Source organism: Candidatus Berkiella aquae (assembly GCF_001431295.2).
Classification (GTDB): domain Bacteria; phylum Pseudomonadota; class Gammaproteobacteria; order Berkiellales; family Berkiellaceae; genus Berkiella; species Berkiella aquae.
The window spans coordinates 833,814-852,324 of sequence record NZ_LKAJ02000001.1; the positions used below are offsets into that span (position 1 = coordinate 833,814).

19 protein-coding genes are annotated in these 18,511 nt (G+C 41.6%); 6 read left to right on the forward strand and 13 right to left on the reverse strand.

What is annotated here, in order from left to right; translation table 11 throughout:
• The first annotated feature begins 15 nt into the window (after positions 1-15).
• On the forward strand, positions 16-1,383 hold the full coding sequence (gene mpl / locus HT99x_RS03910; protein WP_075065574.1) for a UDP-N-acetylmuramate:L-alanyl-gamma-D-glutamyl-meso-diaminopimelate ligase: 1,368 nt from the start codon (positions 16-18) through the stop codon (positions 1,381-1,383).
• Positions 1,380-1,991, forward strand: coding sequence for a UbiX family flavin prenyltransferase (locus HT99x_RS03915; protein WP_075065573.1), 612 nt, complete (start codon positions 1,380-1,382; stop codon positions 1,989-1,991). The genes mpl and HT99x_RS03915 overlap by 4 nt, the downstream gene beginning before the upstream one ends.
• Before the next feature lie 334 nt (positions 1,992-2,325).
• On the opposite strand, the gene HT99x_RS03920 is transcribed toward HT99x_RS03915, so the two are convergent.
• Positions 2,326-2,775 carry an HU family DNA-binding protein gene (locus tag HT99x_RS03920; protein ID WP_075065572.1) on the reverse strand — a complete coding sequence of 150 codons (450 nt, stop codon included), beginning with the start codon at positions 2,773-2,775 and terminating at the stop codon, positions 2,326-2,328.
• A 263-nt stretch (positions 2,776-3,038) separates the two neighbouring features.
• Between HT99x_RS03920 and HT99x_RS03925 the strand changes: the two genes are divergently transcribed.
• Complete coding sequence (locus HT99x_RS03925) at positions 3,039-3,485, forward strand: Hsp20 family protein (RefSeq protein WP_075065571.1); 447 nt, start codon at positions 3,039-3,041, stop codon at positions 3,483-3,485.
• Positions 3,486-3,518: 33 nt separating this feature from the next.
• On the opposite strand, the gene HT99x_RS03930 is transcribed toward HT99x_RS03925, so the two are convergent.
• Together HT99x_RS03930 and HT99x_RS03935 are read right to left on the reverse strand one after the other, a co-directional pair.
• Positions 3,519-3,815 carry a hypothetical protein gene (locus tag HT99x_RS03930; RefSeq protein ID WP_075065570.1) on the reverse strand — a complete coding sequence of 99 codons (297 nt, stop codon included), beginning with the start codon at positions 3,813-3,815 and terminating at the stop codon, positions 3,519-3,521.
• 119 nt (positions 3,816-3,934) lie between these two features.
• Positions 3,935-4,537 (reverse strand): hypothetical protein, encoded by a 603-nt coding sequence (locus tag HT99x_RS03935; protein WP_075065569.1) that lies wholly within the window; start codon positions 4,535-4,537, stop codon positions 3,935-3,937.
• Positions 4,538-4,731: 194 nt separating this feature from the next.
• On the opposite strand from HT99x_RS03935, the gene HT99x_RS03940 reads away from it, so the two are divergent.
• Positions 4,732-5,349, forward strand: a complete 618-nt coding sequence (locus HT99x_RS03940; RefSeq protein ID WP_139016567.1) for a hypothetical protein — start codon at positions 4,732-4,734, stop codon at positions 5,347-5,349.
• Between the two features lie 214 nt (positions 5,350-5,563).
• On the opposite strand, the gene HT99x_RS03945 is transcribed toward HT99x_RS03940, so the two are convergent.
• The 10 genes from HT99x_RS03945 to mrdA form a co-directional block, all read right to left on the reverse strand.
• A complete protein-coding gene (locus tag HT99x_RS03945) occupies positions 5,564-7,207 on the reverse strand; it encodes a hypothetical protein (RefSeq protein WP_075065567.1) in 1,644 nt (547 codons plus the stop codon).
• Between the two features lie 148 nt (positions 7,208-7,355).
• On the reverse strand, positions 7,356-8,387 hold the full coding sequence (locus HT99x_RS03950) for a prolyl oligopeptidase family serine peptidase (RefSeq protein ID WP_075065566.1): 1,032 nt from the start codon (positions 8,385-8,387) through the stop codon (positions 7,356-7,358).
• A complete protein-coding gene (lipA, locus tag HT99x_RS03955; RefSeq protein ID WP_075065565.1) occupies positions 8,388-9,347 on the reverse strand; it encodes a lipoyl synthase in 960 nt (319 codons plus the stop codon).
• Positions 9,337-9,966 carry a lipoyl(octanoyl) transferase LipB gene (gene lipB, locus HT99x_RS03960; RefSeq protein ID WP_235528418.1) on the reverse strand — a complete coding sequence of 210 codons (630 nt, stop codon included), beginning with the start codon at positions 9,964-9,966 and terminating at the stop codon, positions 9,337-9,339. The genes lipA and lipB overlap by 11 nt, the downstream gene beginning before the upstream one ends.
• The gene (locus HT99x_RS03965; RefSeq protein WP_075065564.1) at positions 9,966-10,232 is read right to left on the reverse strand and encodes an HP0495 family protein; all 267 of its coding nucleotides are present in this window, start codon (positions 10,230-10,232) and stop codon (positions 9,966-9,968) included. The genes lipB and HT99x_RS03965 overlap by 1 nt, the downstream gene beginning before the upstream one ends.
• A complete protein-coding gene (locus HT99x_RS03970) occupies positions 10,229-11,428 on the reverse strand; it encodes a serine hydrolase (RefSeq protein ID WP_075065563.1) in 1,200 nt (399 codons plus the stop codon). Before HT99x_RS03970 ends, HT99x_RS03965 begins: the two co-directional genes overlap by 4 nt.
• 57 nt (positions 11,429-11,485) lie before the next feature.
• Entirely contained in the window at positions 11,486-12,691 is a 1,206-nt protein-coding gene (locus tag HT99x_RS15950; protein ID WP_139016566.1) for a septal ring lytic transglycosylase RlpA family protein, read from the reverse strand.
• 142 nt (positions 12,692-12,833) lie between these two features.
• Entirely contained in the window at positions 12,834-13,847 is a 1,014-nt protein-coding gene (gene mltB, locus HT99x_RS03985) for a lytic murein transglycosylase B (RefSeq protein ID WP_075065561.1), read from the reverse strand.
• Positions 13,848-13,853: 6 nt separating this feature from the next.
• A complete protein-coding gene (gene rodA / locus HT99x_RS03990) occupies positions 13,854-14,999 on the reverse strand; it encodes a rod shape-determining protein RodA (RefSeq protein ID WP_075065560.1) in 1,146 nt (381 codons plus the stop codon).
• Positions 14,965-16,803: a penicillin-binding protein 2 gene (mrdA, locus tag HT99x_RS03995; protein WP_075065559.1), complete on the reverse strand. Its 1,839-nt coding sequence runs from the start codon at positions 16,801-16,803 to the stop codon at positions 14,965-14,967. Before mrdA ends, rodA begins: the two co-directional genes overlap by 35 nt.
• A gap of 318 nt (positions 16,804-17,121) precedes the next feature.
• On the opposite strand from mrdA, the gene HT99x_RS04000 reads away from it, so the two are divergent.
• Together HT99x_RS04000 and HT99x_RS04005 are read left to right on the forward strand one after the other, a co-directional pair.
• The gene (locus tag HT99x_RS04000; RefSeq protein WP_075065558.1) at positions 17,122-17,721 is read left to right on the forward strand and encodes a DUF2059 domain-containing protein; all 600 of its coding nucleotides are present in this window, start codon (positions 17,122-17,124) and stop codon (positions 17,719-17,721) included.
• 312 nt (positions 17,722-18,033) lie between these two features.
• Complete coding sequence (locus tag HT99x_RS04005) at positions 18,034-18,486, forward strand: helicase-related protein (RefSeq protein ID WP_075065557.1); 453 nt, start codon at positions 18,034-18,036, stop codon at positions 18,484-18,486.
• The last annotated feature ends 25 nt before the right edge of the window (positions 18,487-18,511 follow it).

An 18,511-nucleotide genomic window follows, 5' to 3' on the forward strand; every position in this document is an offset into this window, starting at 1 on the left:
AAAGGAGTCGTTATTATGCATATTCATATTCTCGGTATTTGTGGCACCTTTATGGGCGGAATCGCCTGTTTAGCAGCAGCCAAAGGCTATCGTGTGAGTGGTTCCGATGAAAACGTGTATCCACCCATGAGCACTCAGTTGCAAGAATTAGGGATTGTTTTACAAGAAGGCTACAAACCTGAACACCTTGCTGATACGCCGGATATGGTTGTGATTGGCAATGCCTTAAGTCGCGGTAATCCTGCCGTGGAAGCAGTGTTGAACCAAGGGCTTCCTTATCAATCCGGTCCGCAATGGCTTGCTGAAAATTTATTAAAAGAACGTTGGGTCATTGCCGTTGCAGGAACGCATGGCAAAACAACCACCAGTAGCATGATTGCTTGGATTTTAACCCATGCAGGATTAGAGCCGGGTTTTCTCATTGGTGGGATCCCAGCGAATTTTGGTATCTCAGCCAAGTGGGGTAAATCGCCCTTTTTTGTGGTTGAGGCCGATGAATATGACTGTGCTTTTTTTGATAAGCGTTCAAAATTTGTACACTACCATCCGCGTACTTGTGTGATGAATAATTTAGAGTTTGATCATGCCGACATCTTCAAAGATTTATCAGAGATCAAAAGACAATTTCACCATTTAGTGCGCACCGTGCCAGGGCAGGGTGCATTGATCGTGCCCCAAGCAGATGAAGCAATACAAGATGTTCTTAAGATGGGAGCATGGAGCGAGATCCACTCCTTTGGTTTGCATCAAGGAGACTGGCAAGCGCGTTTGCAAGCGGCAGATGGCAGCGAATTTGAAGTGTATCATCGTGAAAAATTGATGGGCACCGTTAACTGGTCACTGATTGGCCATCATAATGTGTCTAATGCGCTAGCAGCGATTATGGCTGCGGTTCATGCGGGAGTGCCTGCGAAACTTGCCATCGAAGCGCTAGGCGAATTCCAGTCGGTAAAAAGACGGATGGAAGTTCGAGGCAAGATAAATGAAGTCACGATATATGATGATTTTGCACATCATCCAACGGCGATTGCAACAACGGTCGGCGGATTGCGCGCTAAAATCGGCGAACAGCGTTTAATTGCGGTTTTAGATATTCGTTCTAATACCATGTGCATGGGAACCCATCGCATGGAACTTGCACCGAGTTTGCAAGCGGCAGATGAGATTTACGTTTATCAATCGCCAAAAGTTAGCTGGAATGCACAAGAAACGTTTGCTAGCCTAGGTAAAAAAGTGCATCTTTTTAAAGACACACAACCCATCATTGAACAGATTGTTGCCGCTCAAAAGCCCGGAGATCATGTCTTAGTGATGAGTAATGGTGGTTTTGATAATTTGCATCAACGTTTGTTGAATGCTTTGTCTTTAGAGACGGTGGCATGAGCCATTCCCTTAATGAAATCACCTTAGCGTTTGCGGGGGCCAGTGGGGCTCCCATTGGCTTGCGTTTATTAGAGCAGTTGGTTTTAGCCAAAATCCAAATATCCTTGGTGATTTCTCCTGCGGGGCATTTGGTTATTCATGATGAGACCGATTTAAATATTCCGGGTAATCCGCAAAAATTAGCTGAATTTTTCCAAGCTCATTTTCAAGCAAGCCCAGGCCAAATCAAAGTGTATGGTAAAGATCAATGGTCAAGCCCGCTTGCTAGTGGCTCTTCTGCGCCCAAAACCATGATTGTTTGTCCTTGTAGCACCGGTTGTTTATCAGCCATTGCGTTGGGGGCGAGTGATAATCTATTAGAGCGTGCGGCGGATGTTGTGATCAAAGAGCAGGGGAAGTTGGTTTTGGTGGTTCGTGAAATGCCATTATCAGCCATTCATTTAGAGCATATGTTAAAGCTCGCCCGTCTTGGCGTTTGTATTATGCCGGCAAGTCCTGGTTTTTATTTTAAACCCCAATCAGTTCAAGATTTAGTTGACTTTACAGTAGCGAGAATTTTGGATCAGGTGGGTGTTGCGCATCAACTGAGTCAGAGGTGGGGCGAATGAACGGGGTGAATTAATATTCCCCACGCAGCGTTTGACTCGCTTTGCTCGTCAATCTTGCGCTGTTCCCCATGTAGCGCTTGACTCGCATTGCTCGTCAATCTTACACGGGGCTATTATCCTGCGCCCCTACGGGGCTGTTGAGCCGCGTAGGAAAATAGACCCGCGTAAGCAAATGGGCCGCAACGTGGGGTAATAAGCGATCCCCTCACCCAAGCCCCGTAGGGGCGCAGGAAAAAATTCTTAAATATGGGTGAGGATCTTTCCGGATTGCATAAAAAAAGGCCAACAATGTTGGCCTTTTTTTCATCTTTAACCAGATTAAATCTGAAAAAGATTATTCTTCGATTAAAGCTTTAAGCGTTTTCAAAGCGCTAACTTTAACGGATTTACGAGCAGGTTTCGCTGGAATTTGAATTTCTTCGCCGGTGAAGGGGTTGCGGCCCATTCTAGCTTTGGTCGCTTTTTTGCTAATACGACGAACTTTGATACCAAGATCAGGAATAACAACTTCGCCAGAACCTTTTGGTTTAACATGGCGTTCAACAATGTTTCTGATTGCTGAAATAACGTTTTTCACGTCGTTCTTGCTGACATTAACCATTTCAGCAATTTCAGTATAAATTTGCGATTTGCTTTGTTTTTGTGCAATCGCTTTGCTAGAGAATGAAGCAGTTGCAGCAGCGCGTGCTGGAGTTGCTTTAGCTGTTGCCCTAGCTTTCTTTGCAGCGACTGGTTTAGCAGCAGTTGCTTTTGCTTTAGGGGACGCTTTTTTCCTTCCGGCCATTGAGTTTTTCCTCTGTTGTTGTGAAACCGTGCAAGTTATCACACGAATTTCCAAAAAGAAATAGTCATTCTCTCAAGAATGATTGCAAAAATTACCACCCTTGAAATCTAAAATACCGCCCCAATCTTGATCAATAAGGGAATGGGGTAGACTGCTTGTAGATACAACAATTGCAAAAAAGGCGGTTTTTTACTTGAAATACGATAAACCATCCCCATTTTACAACTAAGAGCGAGATTTTATTCATCCTGTTGGAGGTTACAATGAGCTTAAGACACTATCGACATCCGCATGCATTATTCAATCAATTACAAAATGAGTTAATGCCCTTTATTTGGTGTGAACCAGAAAAAACAGCGCATTCACAAGCAGCATGGGTGCCTAAAGTAGACATCAAAGAAGAGGAAAAGGAATTTGTGGTTTATGCCGATATTCCGGGGGTTGATCCCAATGAAATTGAAATCGAAATGGATGGCAATATCTTGACCGTTAAGGGAGAAAGAAAGTCAGAGCAAGAAGAAAAAGGCAAGCAGTACTATCGTTTAGAACGTAAAACGGGCAAGTTCTATCGACAATTTACCTTGCCAGAGTCGGTTGATAGTTCAAAAATATCGGCCAAAACCAAAAACGGTGTGTTGGCTATTCATCTGCCAAAAGCGCAAGAAAGCAAACATGCTCGAAAAATTACCATTGAACAAGAAAATGCATAGTCAGTAAAAAGCCGGCATTGCCGGCTTTTTATTTTACTTTAATTTTAACCTTGCTTGGTTAGCATCGGGTTCAACAGTACCTTGCGTGATGTTTGCAGCCAATGCTGCGCGGTATTGATGCATTTGATAAGCGGCAAAAGTGATAGGACGATTTTCACCAACGGTGATATCGCCAGAACCTTGTTGTTGTACGTGTTTTTTAATAATACTTTTGAATGCTGATAAAGTGTTTTGCATGTCATGTAGGCTCATCTGAGTCGCTGAAGCAATTTCAGCTTCGATGCGTTCAGATTTTTCTTCTTCAGGTGAGGCCCTTTTTATTGTAGGCATGCATTTATCTCTTTTGGCTAAAAGATGTAAAGTTATCACACTAATTTACAAAAAGAAATAGGCTGCTTAATACTGAGACAATAAAAAGCCGGCATTGCCGGCTTTTTAGGGGAGTTTAATTAGTCGCTGCTACTGCTGCTAGAACCGGGTTTTGGACGAGGTGAACCTGAACGCTTCTCTCCATCTAGCGTAACACCGTCATTTGCAGAGTCACCGTTACCATCATTTGATGAAGAAGCTGAAGAAGTTGTCTCTTGTTTTGCATTATTTGTTTGAGCGTTGCGTCTACCGAATTTTGCAGCCAATCCAGAGAATCCTTCTGCGATTTTGTCTCTGTTTTGATAAGCTTTATAGCCGCCCAGAGACACTATACCGATACCAACAGTAACACCGAGTGCGAACGCATTATCAGCAATGAAGTCGCTTGCAGTTTCAAGTGCGCCACTGGCTGCTTCGCCTGGGTTGTTGTAGAGATAGCTTGCACCACTGGAAAGCCCGTCCCACGCACCATTTACTAGCGAAGAACCACCTTCTAAAAGGCTAGATAAAAGCCCTGCCGCATTTTCACTGGTAATGGCTTCTTTAGCTACTTCACCAGCAACTTCTGCCGTTTCGGTGAGTACTTCTGTGACTGCTTCTTCAGCTGCCGTTAGGGTGGCAGTCGTGCCTAAAATTAAGGTAGAGGTAGCAAGTGTTTTTTTTGAGGGACCTTTTTGCAGCATAATAACATCCTTTTTTTTCCAACCGAGGACAACAATGACATTCTCTATTCGGTAGAGAAGACGACGCATTTTTATCATAGAGCCATTGCAAGATACAACTCACCCTTTCAAAAATTCAGCTATTCTTAAGATATTTCAGATGAAGTGATGATTTTGATATTAGTTAGAATCATAAGATCCAGCGGGCAAATACCATGAGATTAGTAAAAAACCTACTTTTATGTTGCCTACTTTTAATTGGGGAAATGGCCCAAGCGGTGGGCTTTTTGGAAAAGCTTGATCAAACAACGGAATTAAATAAATTAACACCAATCCAGCTCGCAGAAGGGCGCTATCAATTAACTCAAATGTTAACTCAGTGTGAATTTGATGAATCTTGCTTATTAAAAATGATTGATGATTTAAAAGTCTTAGAAAATAAAACCCATAATCCCATGTATCAGGTTTATGCGACTTATTTACAGTCAATGAAAAGTGAATTAACTAATCAAATTAAACGTTGTGATATTCCTGACAAAAAAGTGGTGCGAAAGGCGGTAGCAGAATGCTTGCAAGAAATGAATATCAAGGAAGGTCATCTCAAAGTCGATCGTAAAATGATTGACCAATTAGAAGATGAACGCGATGTGTGTATCAAAAATAAAATGGAAACGATTGCGAACGCAGGGAATTTATTTGCACAAGCAACCTTAGTGAATTTTTATGAACAAAGTCGCGACCAGAAAAAAATGGATTATTGGTATAATCAAATGCAGAAAAAAATGAATACGCCGGAATATAGTCAGTATTTAGCGTGTCCGGATATTCCTTGATCAGGATAAAAGTCCCCCGCTCACCGTAGACTTTCGTCTACGGCGAACTGCCCCCTTTTATTCAAAGGGGGCTATTTCAATTGTGTTATTCGATTCGATCGCCCCCTTTGAATAAAAGGGGGCAGCTCGCGCTTGTGGGGCGTAGCGTAGCGAAGACACAAGCGAGCGGGGGATTTTTATCTCGATACTAGGCACCAGCCTACGCTGGTGCGACTTATCGTAAACGAAGTGTTTTCTGATTCACTTGTGTATAAGGGGGTCTTAAATTATCTTGGTTATTCAAGCTCAGTTCAAAAGAGGGTTTCCAAAGGTTTGAACGTACTGAATCAATAGCATTCTCGTTTTGCGAAGAAGAGCTATTCTGCTGATTGGAGTGTTTTAATGGAGTTAACATTGGTTGATGCTTGCGGTAATCATAATATAACGATGCAACAAAGCTACCAGCAAACATCACCGCAGAAACGATCGAACTCATCCCTAAACACCAGAATAGTGCACAAGTTGCTACACCAAATAAAGTTGCCTTGACGATGGGTGCTAAGCCTGTTTCATTAGATTCCAAAGGCACATCAGGCTCTGATGTTTTATCTTTTTTCGCAATCCTTTCCTTGCGTGTTGATGGTGCCTTTTTGCTAGAAGCTGATGCAGCTTTGGGGGGTGTTTGAGCAGAAATGGTTGCTTTTTGTGGTGCAACGTTTCCTAAATGCTCATTTAAATAAATTTGAATCGTTTTTTCAGGATAAAGTTTGGCGAAATCAAATAATGCTTTACCATAGTCTGTAGTAAAACGACTTTTATTATCTATTAATTGAACTACTTCTTCGACAACATTTAAATTACCGGTAGAAATAGCTGAACGCAATAAATCTCTGAGTACACGATCATTATTTTGGCTTTTGTTTGTTTCATCTTTGAATACTTGAATAAATTCTCTCAATTTACTTAAAGCATGTCTGCGCGCATCAGTTACAGTATTTTCAAAGGTTAATTTTGGAATACTCTCAAATAGGGCTTTCTCGCATGCTAAAGCAGCGTCAGTCGGATTTGTAAAGCCCATTTTTTCAAATTCTTTTCTGTTTTCTCCAAAGACACAGGCGAGTTGATTACACAATAATTCAAGACCATTATTTTTACTATAAAGCCGTTTTAATAAAGGATTAGAATGATTTTTATATTCTAAATTCCTTGTTCCTGATTTTAAAATCTTTAAATCAGGGACTATTGGAGGACCGCTAAAATTAAAGTCACCAGCAACGTCCCAAAAAAAATAGCGGGCTTTTGGAGGTCTATTGTTGGATAGTTCAAAACATAAATGCTCACTATCATCATTATGTTGAACAGCCCTAATCGGGAGTTGAAAGGTTAAAGCGATTGCATATTCTTTGAGAATCTTTTCAATAATAGCGAAATTCCATTTTTTATCTCGCAAATTTTCTATTTTACCATTATAAAAATTGAAGGATTTACCGGTGAATTTATTAAGAGCACTTTTACTATCGTGTATAGTTATAGAATCATCTTGTGCAATATTTTTAAAATTTTTGCTCACTAAGACATTAATAGTATAACGAGCAGATGAAGACTCAACAGTCAGTGGAACCTTTTCATAGCGTTGCGCTTTTAACCCGACTGAAAGAATGTGATCACAAGCTTCTTTTTCAGTATCAATTAAATTGTCCCAATTTTCATTTAAGCGGCTTGGAATAAAAAAGCATTCTTTACTGCCTTTAATACCGTAAACTTTTTTTTCTGCGCCAAAGCCTAATTGCTTAACTTGGTTTTTATCAATTCTTTTACCGCGTAACGTTAAAACTGCATCTTCCCTATGAAAAGTTACTAAAAAATCTCTTAAGCTCATAGATATAATCCCGTCAGGATTTAAAGAGGAGGATTCTATATGTGCGAAAGTTAGTTGTCAATGTTTGAATGTTAGAGGATGGAAAAAGCCTAAATTATTGCAAATACACTCTAAAAATAAGGGACTTTAAAAAGGTTTGGAACAAAATCTATTTTTGCTCAAACCAATGAATCATTAACTTTAAGAAATCCACCGTATTATTGAGCACATGATCGCCACCTTCCACTTCAACATAAGTGATGGTATTGCCGTTTTTATGTAAAGCTTCCAGCATGTCATAGCCTTCCCTGACACAAACGCGCGTATCGGCTGAGCCTTGAGCAATCATGATAGGTAAATCTTTTGATATTTTATTGACGTAATTGAGTGGTTGGCGTTTGGCTATCCACGCTTCTCCTTTTTTACCTTTTTGATAACCAAAATTGCCGAGCATCTCTCGAAAATCGTTGTCTCGTTCAATCGCATATTTCATATTCAACAGACCGCTAATTGAGGCGACTTTTTTCACTTTTTGTTGTAGTTCAGGATAACGGCCTAAAGCGAGAAATAACTGCATGCCGCCGCGGCTGGCACCCACCATATAAGTTTTATCAGCATTAAAAGTGACATTGATTTTCTTTTCGAGTGTGGGTAGATAATCAAATAGATTTTTTAAATCATTGACATCGTTACCACCAAATTCATCTTGCCCTTCACTCACACCACCGCGGTTGGTGGTCGCGACTAAAGCATAACCGGGATAAGCACTCAATTGACCAGGATGAGGTAACCCAAATTCGCGATTACCGCCTCGAACTAACATAATTAATGGTGGGTTTTTAACGCCCACCGGGATACTGACAAAAGCTTTGATGGTTAAACCATCGCTGGGATAGGTAAAGACATAATAACGACGTTCTTTGTTTTTAATCGCTTCTTTGACGGCATTATCCGTATATTTATGTTCCAACACTTGTTGGGTAACATCTTTAAGATCTTCACCTTTTTTGAGTTTATAGAGCTTAGCAGAGGCTTGGCTGCGTTTTTGAATCATCTCTGATTCTTTACGCAGCTCACTTTGACTATGTTGGCGTTGTTCGGTCGGGCATTTCATGGGTAGCTTACGTAAATTTAAATCAGCGAGTAATAGGGGGGCCCAAAATATGAGAATTAAGAGACCTACTCGCTGTGAGTATTTCAATTAGGTAACCTCTTTGCCTGCCGCCTGCATATCTGCATGATAAGATGAACGTACTAAGGGCCCGCTGGCAACATTAATAAAGCCTAGCTTACGAGCTTCATCGGCAAACATAGCAAATTCTTGAGGAGTGACATAGCGAGAGACGGGCATATGGAAACGGCTAGGCTGTAAATATTGCCCTAATGTCAGCATATCACAATCGTATTTGCGTAAATCAGCGAGTGTTTCAAGGACTTGTTCATTGGTTTCACCCAACCCTAACATCACCCCTGATTTGGTAGGGATATGGGGGAAGCGAGCTTTGAATGCCTGAATTAATTTTAATGATTCAATATAATCCGAGCCCGGTCTGACCTGTTTATATAAATGGGGTACGGTTTCTAAGTTGTGATTAAAAACATCCGGTGGCGCAATGGCCAGGTTATCTAGTGCCACTTGCATGCGCCCCCGAAAATCAGGGACTAATATTTCAATTTTGGTTTGAGGGCAGTGCTCACGTGCGGCTTGAATGCAAGCAGCAAAATGGCTGGCACCACCATCGCGCAAGTCGTCTCTATCGACGGAAGTAATCACCACATATTTTAACGCCATTTTACCCAGTGCTTTGGCGAGGTTCATGGGCTCATCAGCATCCAGTGCATCAGGGCGTCCATGAGCCACGTCACAGAAAGTGCAACGACGAGTACATTTATCCCCCATGATCATGAAAGTCGCTGTGCCATGGCTAAAACATTCACTCAGATTAGGGCAGGCCGCTTCTTCACAGACAGTGACTAATTTATGTTCGCGCAATAATTGTTTTAAATTGGCAACCGCCGGTGTTGCGGGTGCTTTAATGCGGATCCAATCCGGTAAGCGTTTGCGAGTTTCCGGTGTTGTGGGAATAATTTTAATCGGGATCCTGGCAAATTTTTCTTCGCCGCGCTGTTTTTGTTTGGGATCGGGACGATCATTTTTCATGATGACTATTTCTCCACAACCTATGTTGTAAAATCGGAATGAGATCTTGAATGACAGTGGGTAATGTAATTGTTGGATAAAAATCTTGGATCTGGATCATTCGTAATTGATGAAAGCCGCAGGGGTTAATCCGAGTAAATGGTTCGAGATCCATGCTAACGTTTAAACTTAAGCCATGATAGGTATATCCCCGGCGGACTCTTAACCCTATCGAACAAATTTTGTCATTATCGACATAGACGCCTGGTGCGCTACATTGGGTATGGCCTTGAATGCCATAAAGGGCCAACAAATCAATAATGGATTGTTGTAAATGATTGACGAAAGTTTTAATCCCCATGTTAAGTCGCTTTAAATCACATAGGGTATAAATCATTAATTGCCCTGGGCCATGATAAGTGACTTGTCCACCGCGATCGCTTTGTACGACGGGAATATCACCCGGTGCTAAAAGATGCTCGGCTTTCCCTGCTTGCCCTTGGGTAAAAACCGGCTCATGCTGCAATAACCATATCGCATCAGGCGTGGTTTCATTACGTTGCAAGGTAAATTCCCGCATTTGTTCAAAAATGGGTTCATAATGTTGCAAATGAGGGAACTGAAAAACTTCGATAGACATTACAATACAAATAAGACAAGAGGGTGATGCGTGAGCACTTGATACAGGTTATCAAGCTCAGCCTGGCTTGTTGCAACAACCTTAATCGAGAGTGAAAGATATTTATCGTTTTTACTGGGATTCGTTGAAATAGCGCCTTCACCCAGTTGCGGGAAGTGTTGCTGAAAAATCTGCAACACTTCTTGCTCGAAGGGGCCATTGGCGTAGCCAATGACCTTGAACGTAAAATCACAAGGAAAGGTTAACTTACTTTGCTTTTCGCTCATGAAGCGGCTGCAACTTGTGTTTCTTCAGAATTAAGCGCTTTATGTATGCCTAAGCTGAAATAATCAGAGACTCGGCTCCACAAAGTACCTGCTTTTACATCTTCTAAAGCAATTAAGGGCACTTCGGTAACCAGTTCGTCATTAATTTTAACAACCAATTTACCGTAGTTTTGACCTTTGGTAATGGGAGCGGTGATTCGTTTATCCACGTTCATTTTGGCATCAAGGTTTTTATATTGACCCTGTGGAATGGTAATAAACAGATCTTCAGTGATCCCTAAAGATAATTTTTTACGATCGCCCATCCAAATACGGGGTTCATTTAATGGGGTATTAGCTTGAAAGAGTTGGTGGGTTTCGAAGAAACGAAAACCATAACGCAGTAAAGCCAAGGTTTGTTCAGTACGCTCAGCTTCTGTTTTCGCACCAACTAACACCGAAATCAAACGCATATGATCTTTTTGACCCGATGCCGCTAAGCAGTAGCCCGCAGTGCTTGAGTGGCCAGTTTTGATCCCATCGATGTAAGGTTCACGCCATAACAAACGATTACGGTTAGGTTGTTTGATGCCGTTAAAGGTAAACCATTTTTCAGAATAAACCTTATAGGTTTCTGGGAAGGTTTTAATTAAGGCATGTGCTAATAAGCTCAGATCGTAAGCGGTTGTGTAGTGATCAGGGTTAGGAATACCGGTTGCATTCGCAAAGTGGGTATCTTTCATGCCAATTTTTTGCGCATATTGGTTCATCAAATCAGCAAAGGCAGATTCACTACCAGCAACAAATTCAGCCAGTGCAACAGTTGCGTCATTACCCGATTGAATAATGATACCGTTGATTAGATCTTTAACCGGGATTTTTTTACCTGCTTGAACAAACATTCGTGAACCTTCAGTTTTCCACGCAGATTCACTAATAGGAACTTCATCGGTTAATTTGAGACGATCGCTAGCGATTTCATGATCGATAACGAAAACAGACATCATTTTGGTAAGGCTTGCAGGATCAATGCGTTTTTTGCTTTCTTTCTCAGCAAGTGTTTTACCACTATGGTAGTCAACTAATATATATGCTTCGGCATCCACTTCTGGTGGCGTTGGCACATGATTAATAGCAGCAGGTTGTTCTGCTAAGCCCAATCGGGATAGCAAAATGAGACAAAGAAAACTCATCCATAAGAAAGCAAGTCGGCGCATGTTAGTTACCCCACAATAAATTCATGAATTGACTACAGGGTTATTTTACCACGAAATTTACTCGTAAATGAGTTTAGCTGAGGCGGAATTCTCCAAAGCGAGTAGCTCTTTTTGCAATTTTTGCGCTTGTTGCTTGTCTTTGAGTGGCCCGACACGCACTTTATATACTTGTTTGTCAGATACCTTATTGGGTAGTACGTGAACATCGACGTTATTTAATGCTTGGGTCAAGATCCCTGCGCGGCTAGCGAGTTGTTGCGCATTCGCTTCTTTATTAAAGGCGCCCAACTGAATATAGAGTTGTTTATTCGTAGCAGCTGATGATTTCGCTGCGACTTGAACAGGTTTTGCCTTTGTTGGTGCAGCTTTGGCTTTGGCACTTGAATCTGTTTTCGGTTTCATGGGCGTTGTGGTTTTTTGCGCTACTTGAATAGGCTTAGTCGTTGATTTTTGTGCCACTTGAGTAGGCTTAGCCTCTGATTTTTGGGCGACGGTGGTTGCTGCTTTCTTTTTAGCAGTTGCCACTTTGGTTGTTTTATCCGCTGATGCAACGAGGGTTTTTTGTTGCTTGTTCCAAGCAACCGGATCAATGGCACAGATTTTGACTTTGCCTGTGCCGGTGGCATGAATGCCTAATTTTTTAGCTGCGGCATAAGAGAGATCAATCAGTCTATCTTTCACAAAAGGACCGCGATCATTAATTTTCACAATCACTTCTTTGCCATTTTTAACATTGGTGATTTTGGCATAAGTGGGTAAAGGTAAAGAACGATGCGCTGCCGTCATGGCATACATATCGTAAGGTTCCCCACTGGAAGTACGTTGTCCATGGAACTTTTTCCCATACCAAGAAGCGGTGCCTTCCGCTTCATAGCCAAGGCTATCACCCATGGTTTTATAGCGCTGCCCAAAGACTTCATAATGTGCAGGATTACCGTAACGGCTAATGGGTTCTATTTGAGGCGTGGCATTAGGAATATGGGCGACATCGAGATCATCTTCAGGCGGACCATCGTCGGCAACCGAAGCAATGGCTTCGCTCTCATCCACTTTTTTATGTTTATAGGTTGAAGAAGTGTGAGTCGGGCCTTCGACAGTGCTACAAGCATGCAACATCAGTACCGCAGGGATCAGTAAACTTTTCAATAAGTGTCGATTTCGCATGATTCCCTTCAATACTCTTTCCAATTTGAACTGATGCTGTGTTGGCTGCGCTTGTTCACCCCAGTCATGCACTAATGTGCACTCCTGGGTTTCACTCACTTGCCGCCTTGCCTGAATTCAAATTGGTTCGAGTATACTCTTTCCAATTTGAATTGATGCTATGTTGGCAGCAGAAGCCCCAGTCATGCACTAGGTGTGCTTGCTGGGGCTTCTTTGAATTTCGCCAGCACATATTTGTTATTTAAACTGCTTGCTGATAACCCGCCTTTATTTTCTGGCTTAAGTTATAAACTGCCATGGCGTACAGATTACTACGATTGTAGCGCGTGATCACGTAAAAGTTTTGGCCACCTAACCAATATTCAGGACCGTCTTTGCTCTCAAGTGAAACCAATGCAAAGTTGTGTCCCTTGAATGCATTGGCATTTCGAGGAGGTGAAATACCTAATGCTGCCAATTGTGGCAATGAATACTCAGGTTTTGGATTAGAGGTACTGGCAATGGCAGATTTAAATTTGTCACCCGTTGTGTTGGCTTTTAAGACAACAGGCGCCCCTTTTTGCCAACCGTTGACTTTAAAGTAGTTTGCAACACTACCAATAGAGTCATCAATGCTGTTAATTAAGTCACGCTTACCAGAGCCGGTGAAATCCACGGCGAAGTTACGGTAGCTGCTTGAAATAAATTGGGGATTGCCCATCGCACCCGCATAAGAGCCTTTGATTTGGGTTGGATCCCATTTTTCCTCTTTAGACAGTAATAAGAATTGTTCCAGTTCATCTTTAAAGAAAGCGGAACGCGGTGGATATTCAAATGCTAAAGTAACTAGGCTATCTAAAACTTGATATTGACCTGCATGTTTACCATAGAAGGTTTCAACTCCTAAAATCGCAACAATAAATTCAGCAGGAACACCGTATTCTTTTTCTGCACGTTGTAATGTTTTGGCATGTTTTTTCCAGAACGCGACGCCTTCTTGAATGCGTTTATCACTCATGAAAATTGGTTCATAACGATGCCATGGTAATTTTTCAGCAGGTTTTGCAATCGAAGTTAGGATTTTTTCTTGAGTGGTGCTTTGCTTTAATAATTGATTTAGTTGACGCTCATTGTATTGATGCTTGGTCACCATTTTTTGCACAAAGGCTTTGACATCATCACGCTGCATAAATGCTGCTGATTGTTCAGCATGTGAAACGGTGGCAAAACAAGATGCCGCTATCAAAAGACAGGATTTAAAAATATTTTTTTGCATAGTTGCCTACCTTGGCAGGTTTTTTTGTTGTGATTGTATAGCTACTAGCATACCGAAAGCGGTCATCCACGTCACCAGGGAAGTACCACCATAACTGATGAGTGGTAAGGGGCAACCTACGACGGGCAGCAAACCACTGACCATCCCAATGTTGATAAAAAAGCAAATGAAAAAGCCAAAAATAATCCCGCCCACCATCAAACGGTTAAAGGTATCGGGATTTTGCGTCATGATCACAATGCCACGTAAGATAACAGCAAAATATAATGCGCAGAGAATAGAGGCACCCACAAAACCAAATTCTTCACCCAATACGCTAAAAATGAAGTCGGTGGTACGTTCAGGAAGAAAATTCAGTTGAGATTGCGTTCCCTGACACCAGCCTTTGCCATATAAACCGCCAGAGCCAATCGCAATTTTGGATTGAATAATATGATAGCCACTTCCCAAAGGATCGCGTTCTGGATTTAAAAAGGTGAGCACACGTTCACGTTGATAATCATGCAGTTTCCACCAGAGGATGGGTAGTGTCGCTAAAGCAGCGGCGCCGAGCTTAAGAATAAAGCTCCAACGAATACCCGCGAAAAATAACACACCAAATCCGGTTGCAATCACTAATAATCCTGTACCGAGATCGGGCTGTTTAATGATGAGTAATCCAGGGACTAAAACAATCGCAAGGCTGGTAATTAATGTTCTGGTGTTTAAAGGGATTGTTTTGTTATCTAAGTAATAAGCTAGCATGAGTGGTGTGATGAGCTTCATAAACTCGGAGGGTTGGAAACGAAAACCGCCTAAATTGACCCATCGCTGTGCGCCTTTACTGCTCGTGCCTAGAATGAGCACCACCAAGAGCATTAAAATCCCTCCAGCGTATAAGATGGGTGCCCATTGTTTAAATGTTTTGGGAGAGAATTGCGCAACCGCAACGAAAATACCGAAACTGAATGCCAAATGGATACCATGACGGAGCAAGATAGTCGTTTTTTGTCCGCTAGCGCTATAAAGCAAGCCAAAGCTCATTGCCAGTAGCAAACCAATCAATAGAAATAACGTATGATCCCAATGTACGCAGAACAGCGCTCTCAAACCTGGCACACTTTGCCAAGCGGGTCGGTTAAGACGCAGGGAGGATTTCGGTCGACTCAACATAAGGTTGTGGTTCCATTAAGTAAGCTTCAATAACTTGGCGAGCAACAACGGCACTGGCTTTTTGATTTTCAAGAATAACAGCCACGGCAATTTTAGGTTCATCAACCGGGGCAAAACCAATAAAGAGCGAGTGATCACGTAAATGATGTTCTACTTTATCGTGTTCATATTTTTCATTTTGTTTGATACCAAAAACTTGAGCGGTACCTGTTTTTCCTGCCGCAGGGATAGTGAATCCCGCAAAATGACGGTAAGCGGTTCCTTTAGGATGAGCAATCACTTGGCGCATAGGTTCAATAATGGTTGACCAGTGATTGGGATTATCTAGTTTAAGAGGAGGCAGCTTGCTCAAGGGAGCTTCTTTATTAAAATGGGGGCGAAAAGCATCTCCTCGGTTAGCAATATAAGATGCCATGACGGATAATTGCAAAGGGGTGGCTAAAATGTAACCTTGTCCGATTCCGGTAATAATGGTTTCACCAGGATACCAAACGGTGCCTAATGCTTTTTTCTTCCAAGCACTATTAGGGACAATGCCCTTTTGTTCACCTGGTAAATCAATACCGGTTGCTTTGCCAAGGCCTACGCGAGAAAGCCAAGTGGATAATTGGGCAATTCCTAATTTATCGGCCAAGGTATAATAATAAATATCACAGGATTCACGAATGGACTTTTCGAGATCTGTCCAACCATGTCCATGCTTCAACCAATCACGATAGTGTCGACCTTGTCCCCCCAGTTGGAAAAAACCAGGATCAAACAATTTATGATTCACGTCGACTTTGCCGGTTGCAACGCCTGCAAGGCCAACAATGGGTTTAATCGTTGAGGCAGGGGGATATTGTCCTTGAATCGCCCGGTTAAATAAGGGGCGGCTTGGTGCATCTCGTAATGCACTATAAGAGGTGGGATCAATACCGCGGACAAAGTGATTCGGATCGAAACTCGGTGTGCTCACCATCGCTAATATTTCGCCATTACGAGGATCAAGCGCAATCACCGCGCCACGTTTATCGGCTAATGCATGGGTAATGGCAATTTGGAGATCAATATCAATAGATAAATGTAAATCAGTGCCAGCAATCGCAGGGAAGGTGGAAAGTGCGCGTACTTCTCGTCCTAACACATCGGTTTCCATTTGCTGAATACCGGGAGTGCCTTGTAATTGGTTTTCGTAGAATTTTTCTAAGCCGATTTTGCCTAGTTGGTAAGTGCCGTTATAACGTTTCTTGTCAATTTTACTAAGTTCTTCTTTGTTGGCTTCGCTGACATAACCTAGCACATGAGCTAATAAAGAACCGTATGGATAATCGCGAATGAGATCAACCTGTAAAGAAACACCTGGGAATCGATATTGATTCACGGCGAAGGCACTCACTTCTTCTTCGGTGAGTTTAAGTTTGATGTATTGGCGTTGATGCGAAGGGCTTTCATCAATTTTTTCAAGTAAAGCTTCTTTTTGCGTAGCATCAATGGGGATCAAGCTGCTTAATTCATCTAATGTTTTATCTAAATCGGTGACTTGTTCTGGAATAATCGCTAAATGAAATGCAGGGACATTGCGAGCGAGTAGTTTACCGTTGCGATCAAAAATTAAGCCTCGTGTTGGAGCAATAGGGACCAAACGTAATTGATTACGCTCTGAGAGCATTGCATATTTTTGATGATCGGTAATTTGTAGGTAAGCGATGCGCGAAAGTAACACTAATATCATTAAGGCAATAATGCCGATACCAACGATTGCCCGCTGGGTGTAAAGACGCTTTTCCTGAAAGCGTGGTTGCAAACGTTGATGTTTGTACATTATTTAGTTTTTTAACATAAAAAATATTAAGAATATTATTTATATTTTAACACGTGCTGGTGGTTTTGTAGCTGAAGCCATTAGGTAATAAGGCAGAATCCGGATAGCAAACAGCGAATCGCTAAAGTTTCGCTAGGAGTATTTTGATAATATTTATTTTAGTTAACTGGTACATGTGGTAATTGATCGTAAGGCAGTCTAATTTTTGTCAATTACATAGCAAATTATTCTTGTTGTTGGGGGCGGTTCATTTATGGTATGAACAGTGGTAGTGCACTATGATTTTTATGGTTTAGTTAACTAAGATTGAGGGTTCTCATGAAGAAAATAATCATCGCGGTCTCCCTATTGGGGTGGTTAGTTGTTGCGAATGCGGCTGAAGAAAAGAAAGCTGCTTCCAAACCTGCAGATGATACTAAGCCTTATTTTATCGGTGAAGATCCTGGCCCTCTTTACACCCAGTTGGTAACACAATGGGCGGATGCAACGAATTTTGCCAAGAATGCCAGTGATGCCGCTGTGTTAAAGCTCAAAGCCGATATGGAAAAAGATCCTAAATTGAGCAAATTAGTGACACCTGCCTTTACCGCTGATCTGGAGCAATTTTTCTATGAATTATTTGCATCTAGAGAGACAACAACGGAATTAGCGAAGTTATATTCACAATATTTTACCTTGGATGAAATGAATGAATTGGTAAAATTTTATAAATCGCCCATTGGTGTAAAATTAGTCAAACATAATATGGAATTGACAACAAAAAGCCAGCAAATTGGTGCCAATTTATTTAAAAGACATGAAAATGAATATTTAAAAGTGTTAGCAAAATATTTAGCACCAGAAGCATTAAAGAAAGCACCAACAAAATCAGAACCTGCACCTGCTGCTCCTGCTAAAACAGAAGCTCCTAAGCCGTAACCTCTTTTTTCCTTGTTTTCTCCTCGCGGCAGCGAGGAAATTCGCTAGCCCCCTATGAAGGCGCAAAGCGCCGCAATGGGGGGGAACAAGAAATCTCCTCCCAAAGAACCGCGGTAGCGGTGACACAAATAAAAGGGGTTGCAGCGCTGCCGCATGAGCAGTTAAGTGATGCAATAATGGCAGATACCTTGCCAGAAGAATTGTCTACATTAATAAATTAATAATAGAGATATTTTAATATTAGGATGTACTGCGACACCACCAAAGAATGATCCGCTTGAAAGCATCTATGAATATTCATTGTGTGATGGAATGCGAGATGGTTATCTAGCACCCATCAAAACTGACTCATTGGGAGAAAAATATGTCGCAGAAAATATTGAAGCATTTGTTGAAAATCTTCCTGATTTCCTATTGCAAAGAGAACATCCACAATATTATGGTAAAACCAATCTATTAAGCTGTAAAGGGATTATCTATTTACCGAATGTGCAGTGGTGTGAAAGGGCGAGTGAAATTTTAAGAAAGCGGAATATCAATAGTTATACCATTCATAGTAAAAAAGATAATAAATCTGATATTGCTCGTTTTAAAAAGAGTGATTGTGGAATTTTGTTGGCGTGTCAAATGTGTCGCTATGGTTTTGATGATCCACAGCTTGCTTATGTGATTATTGCGCAAAATCCTTCCGATCCAAGCCTTGTGTTACAGATGGTAGGTCGTGTCGCTGGTGTTGATTTAGATAAAATAGGATATGTGCTGTAACGATAATCTTTTGCCGGAATTATTG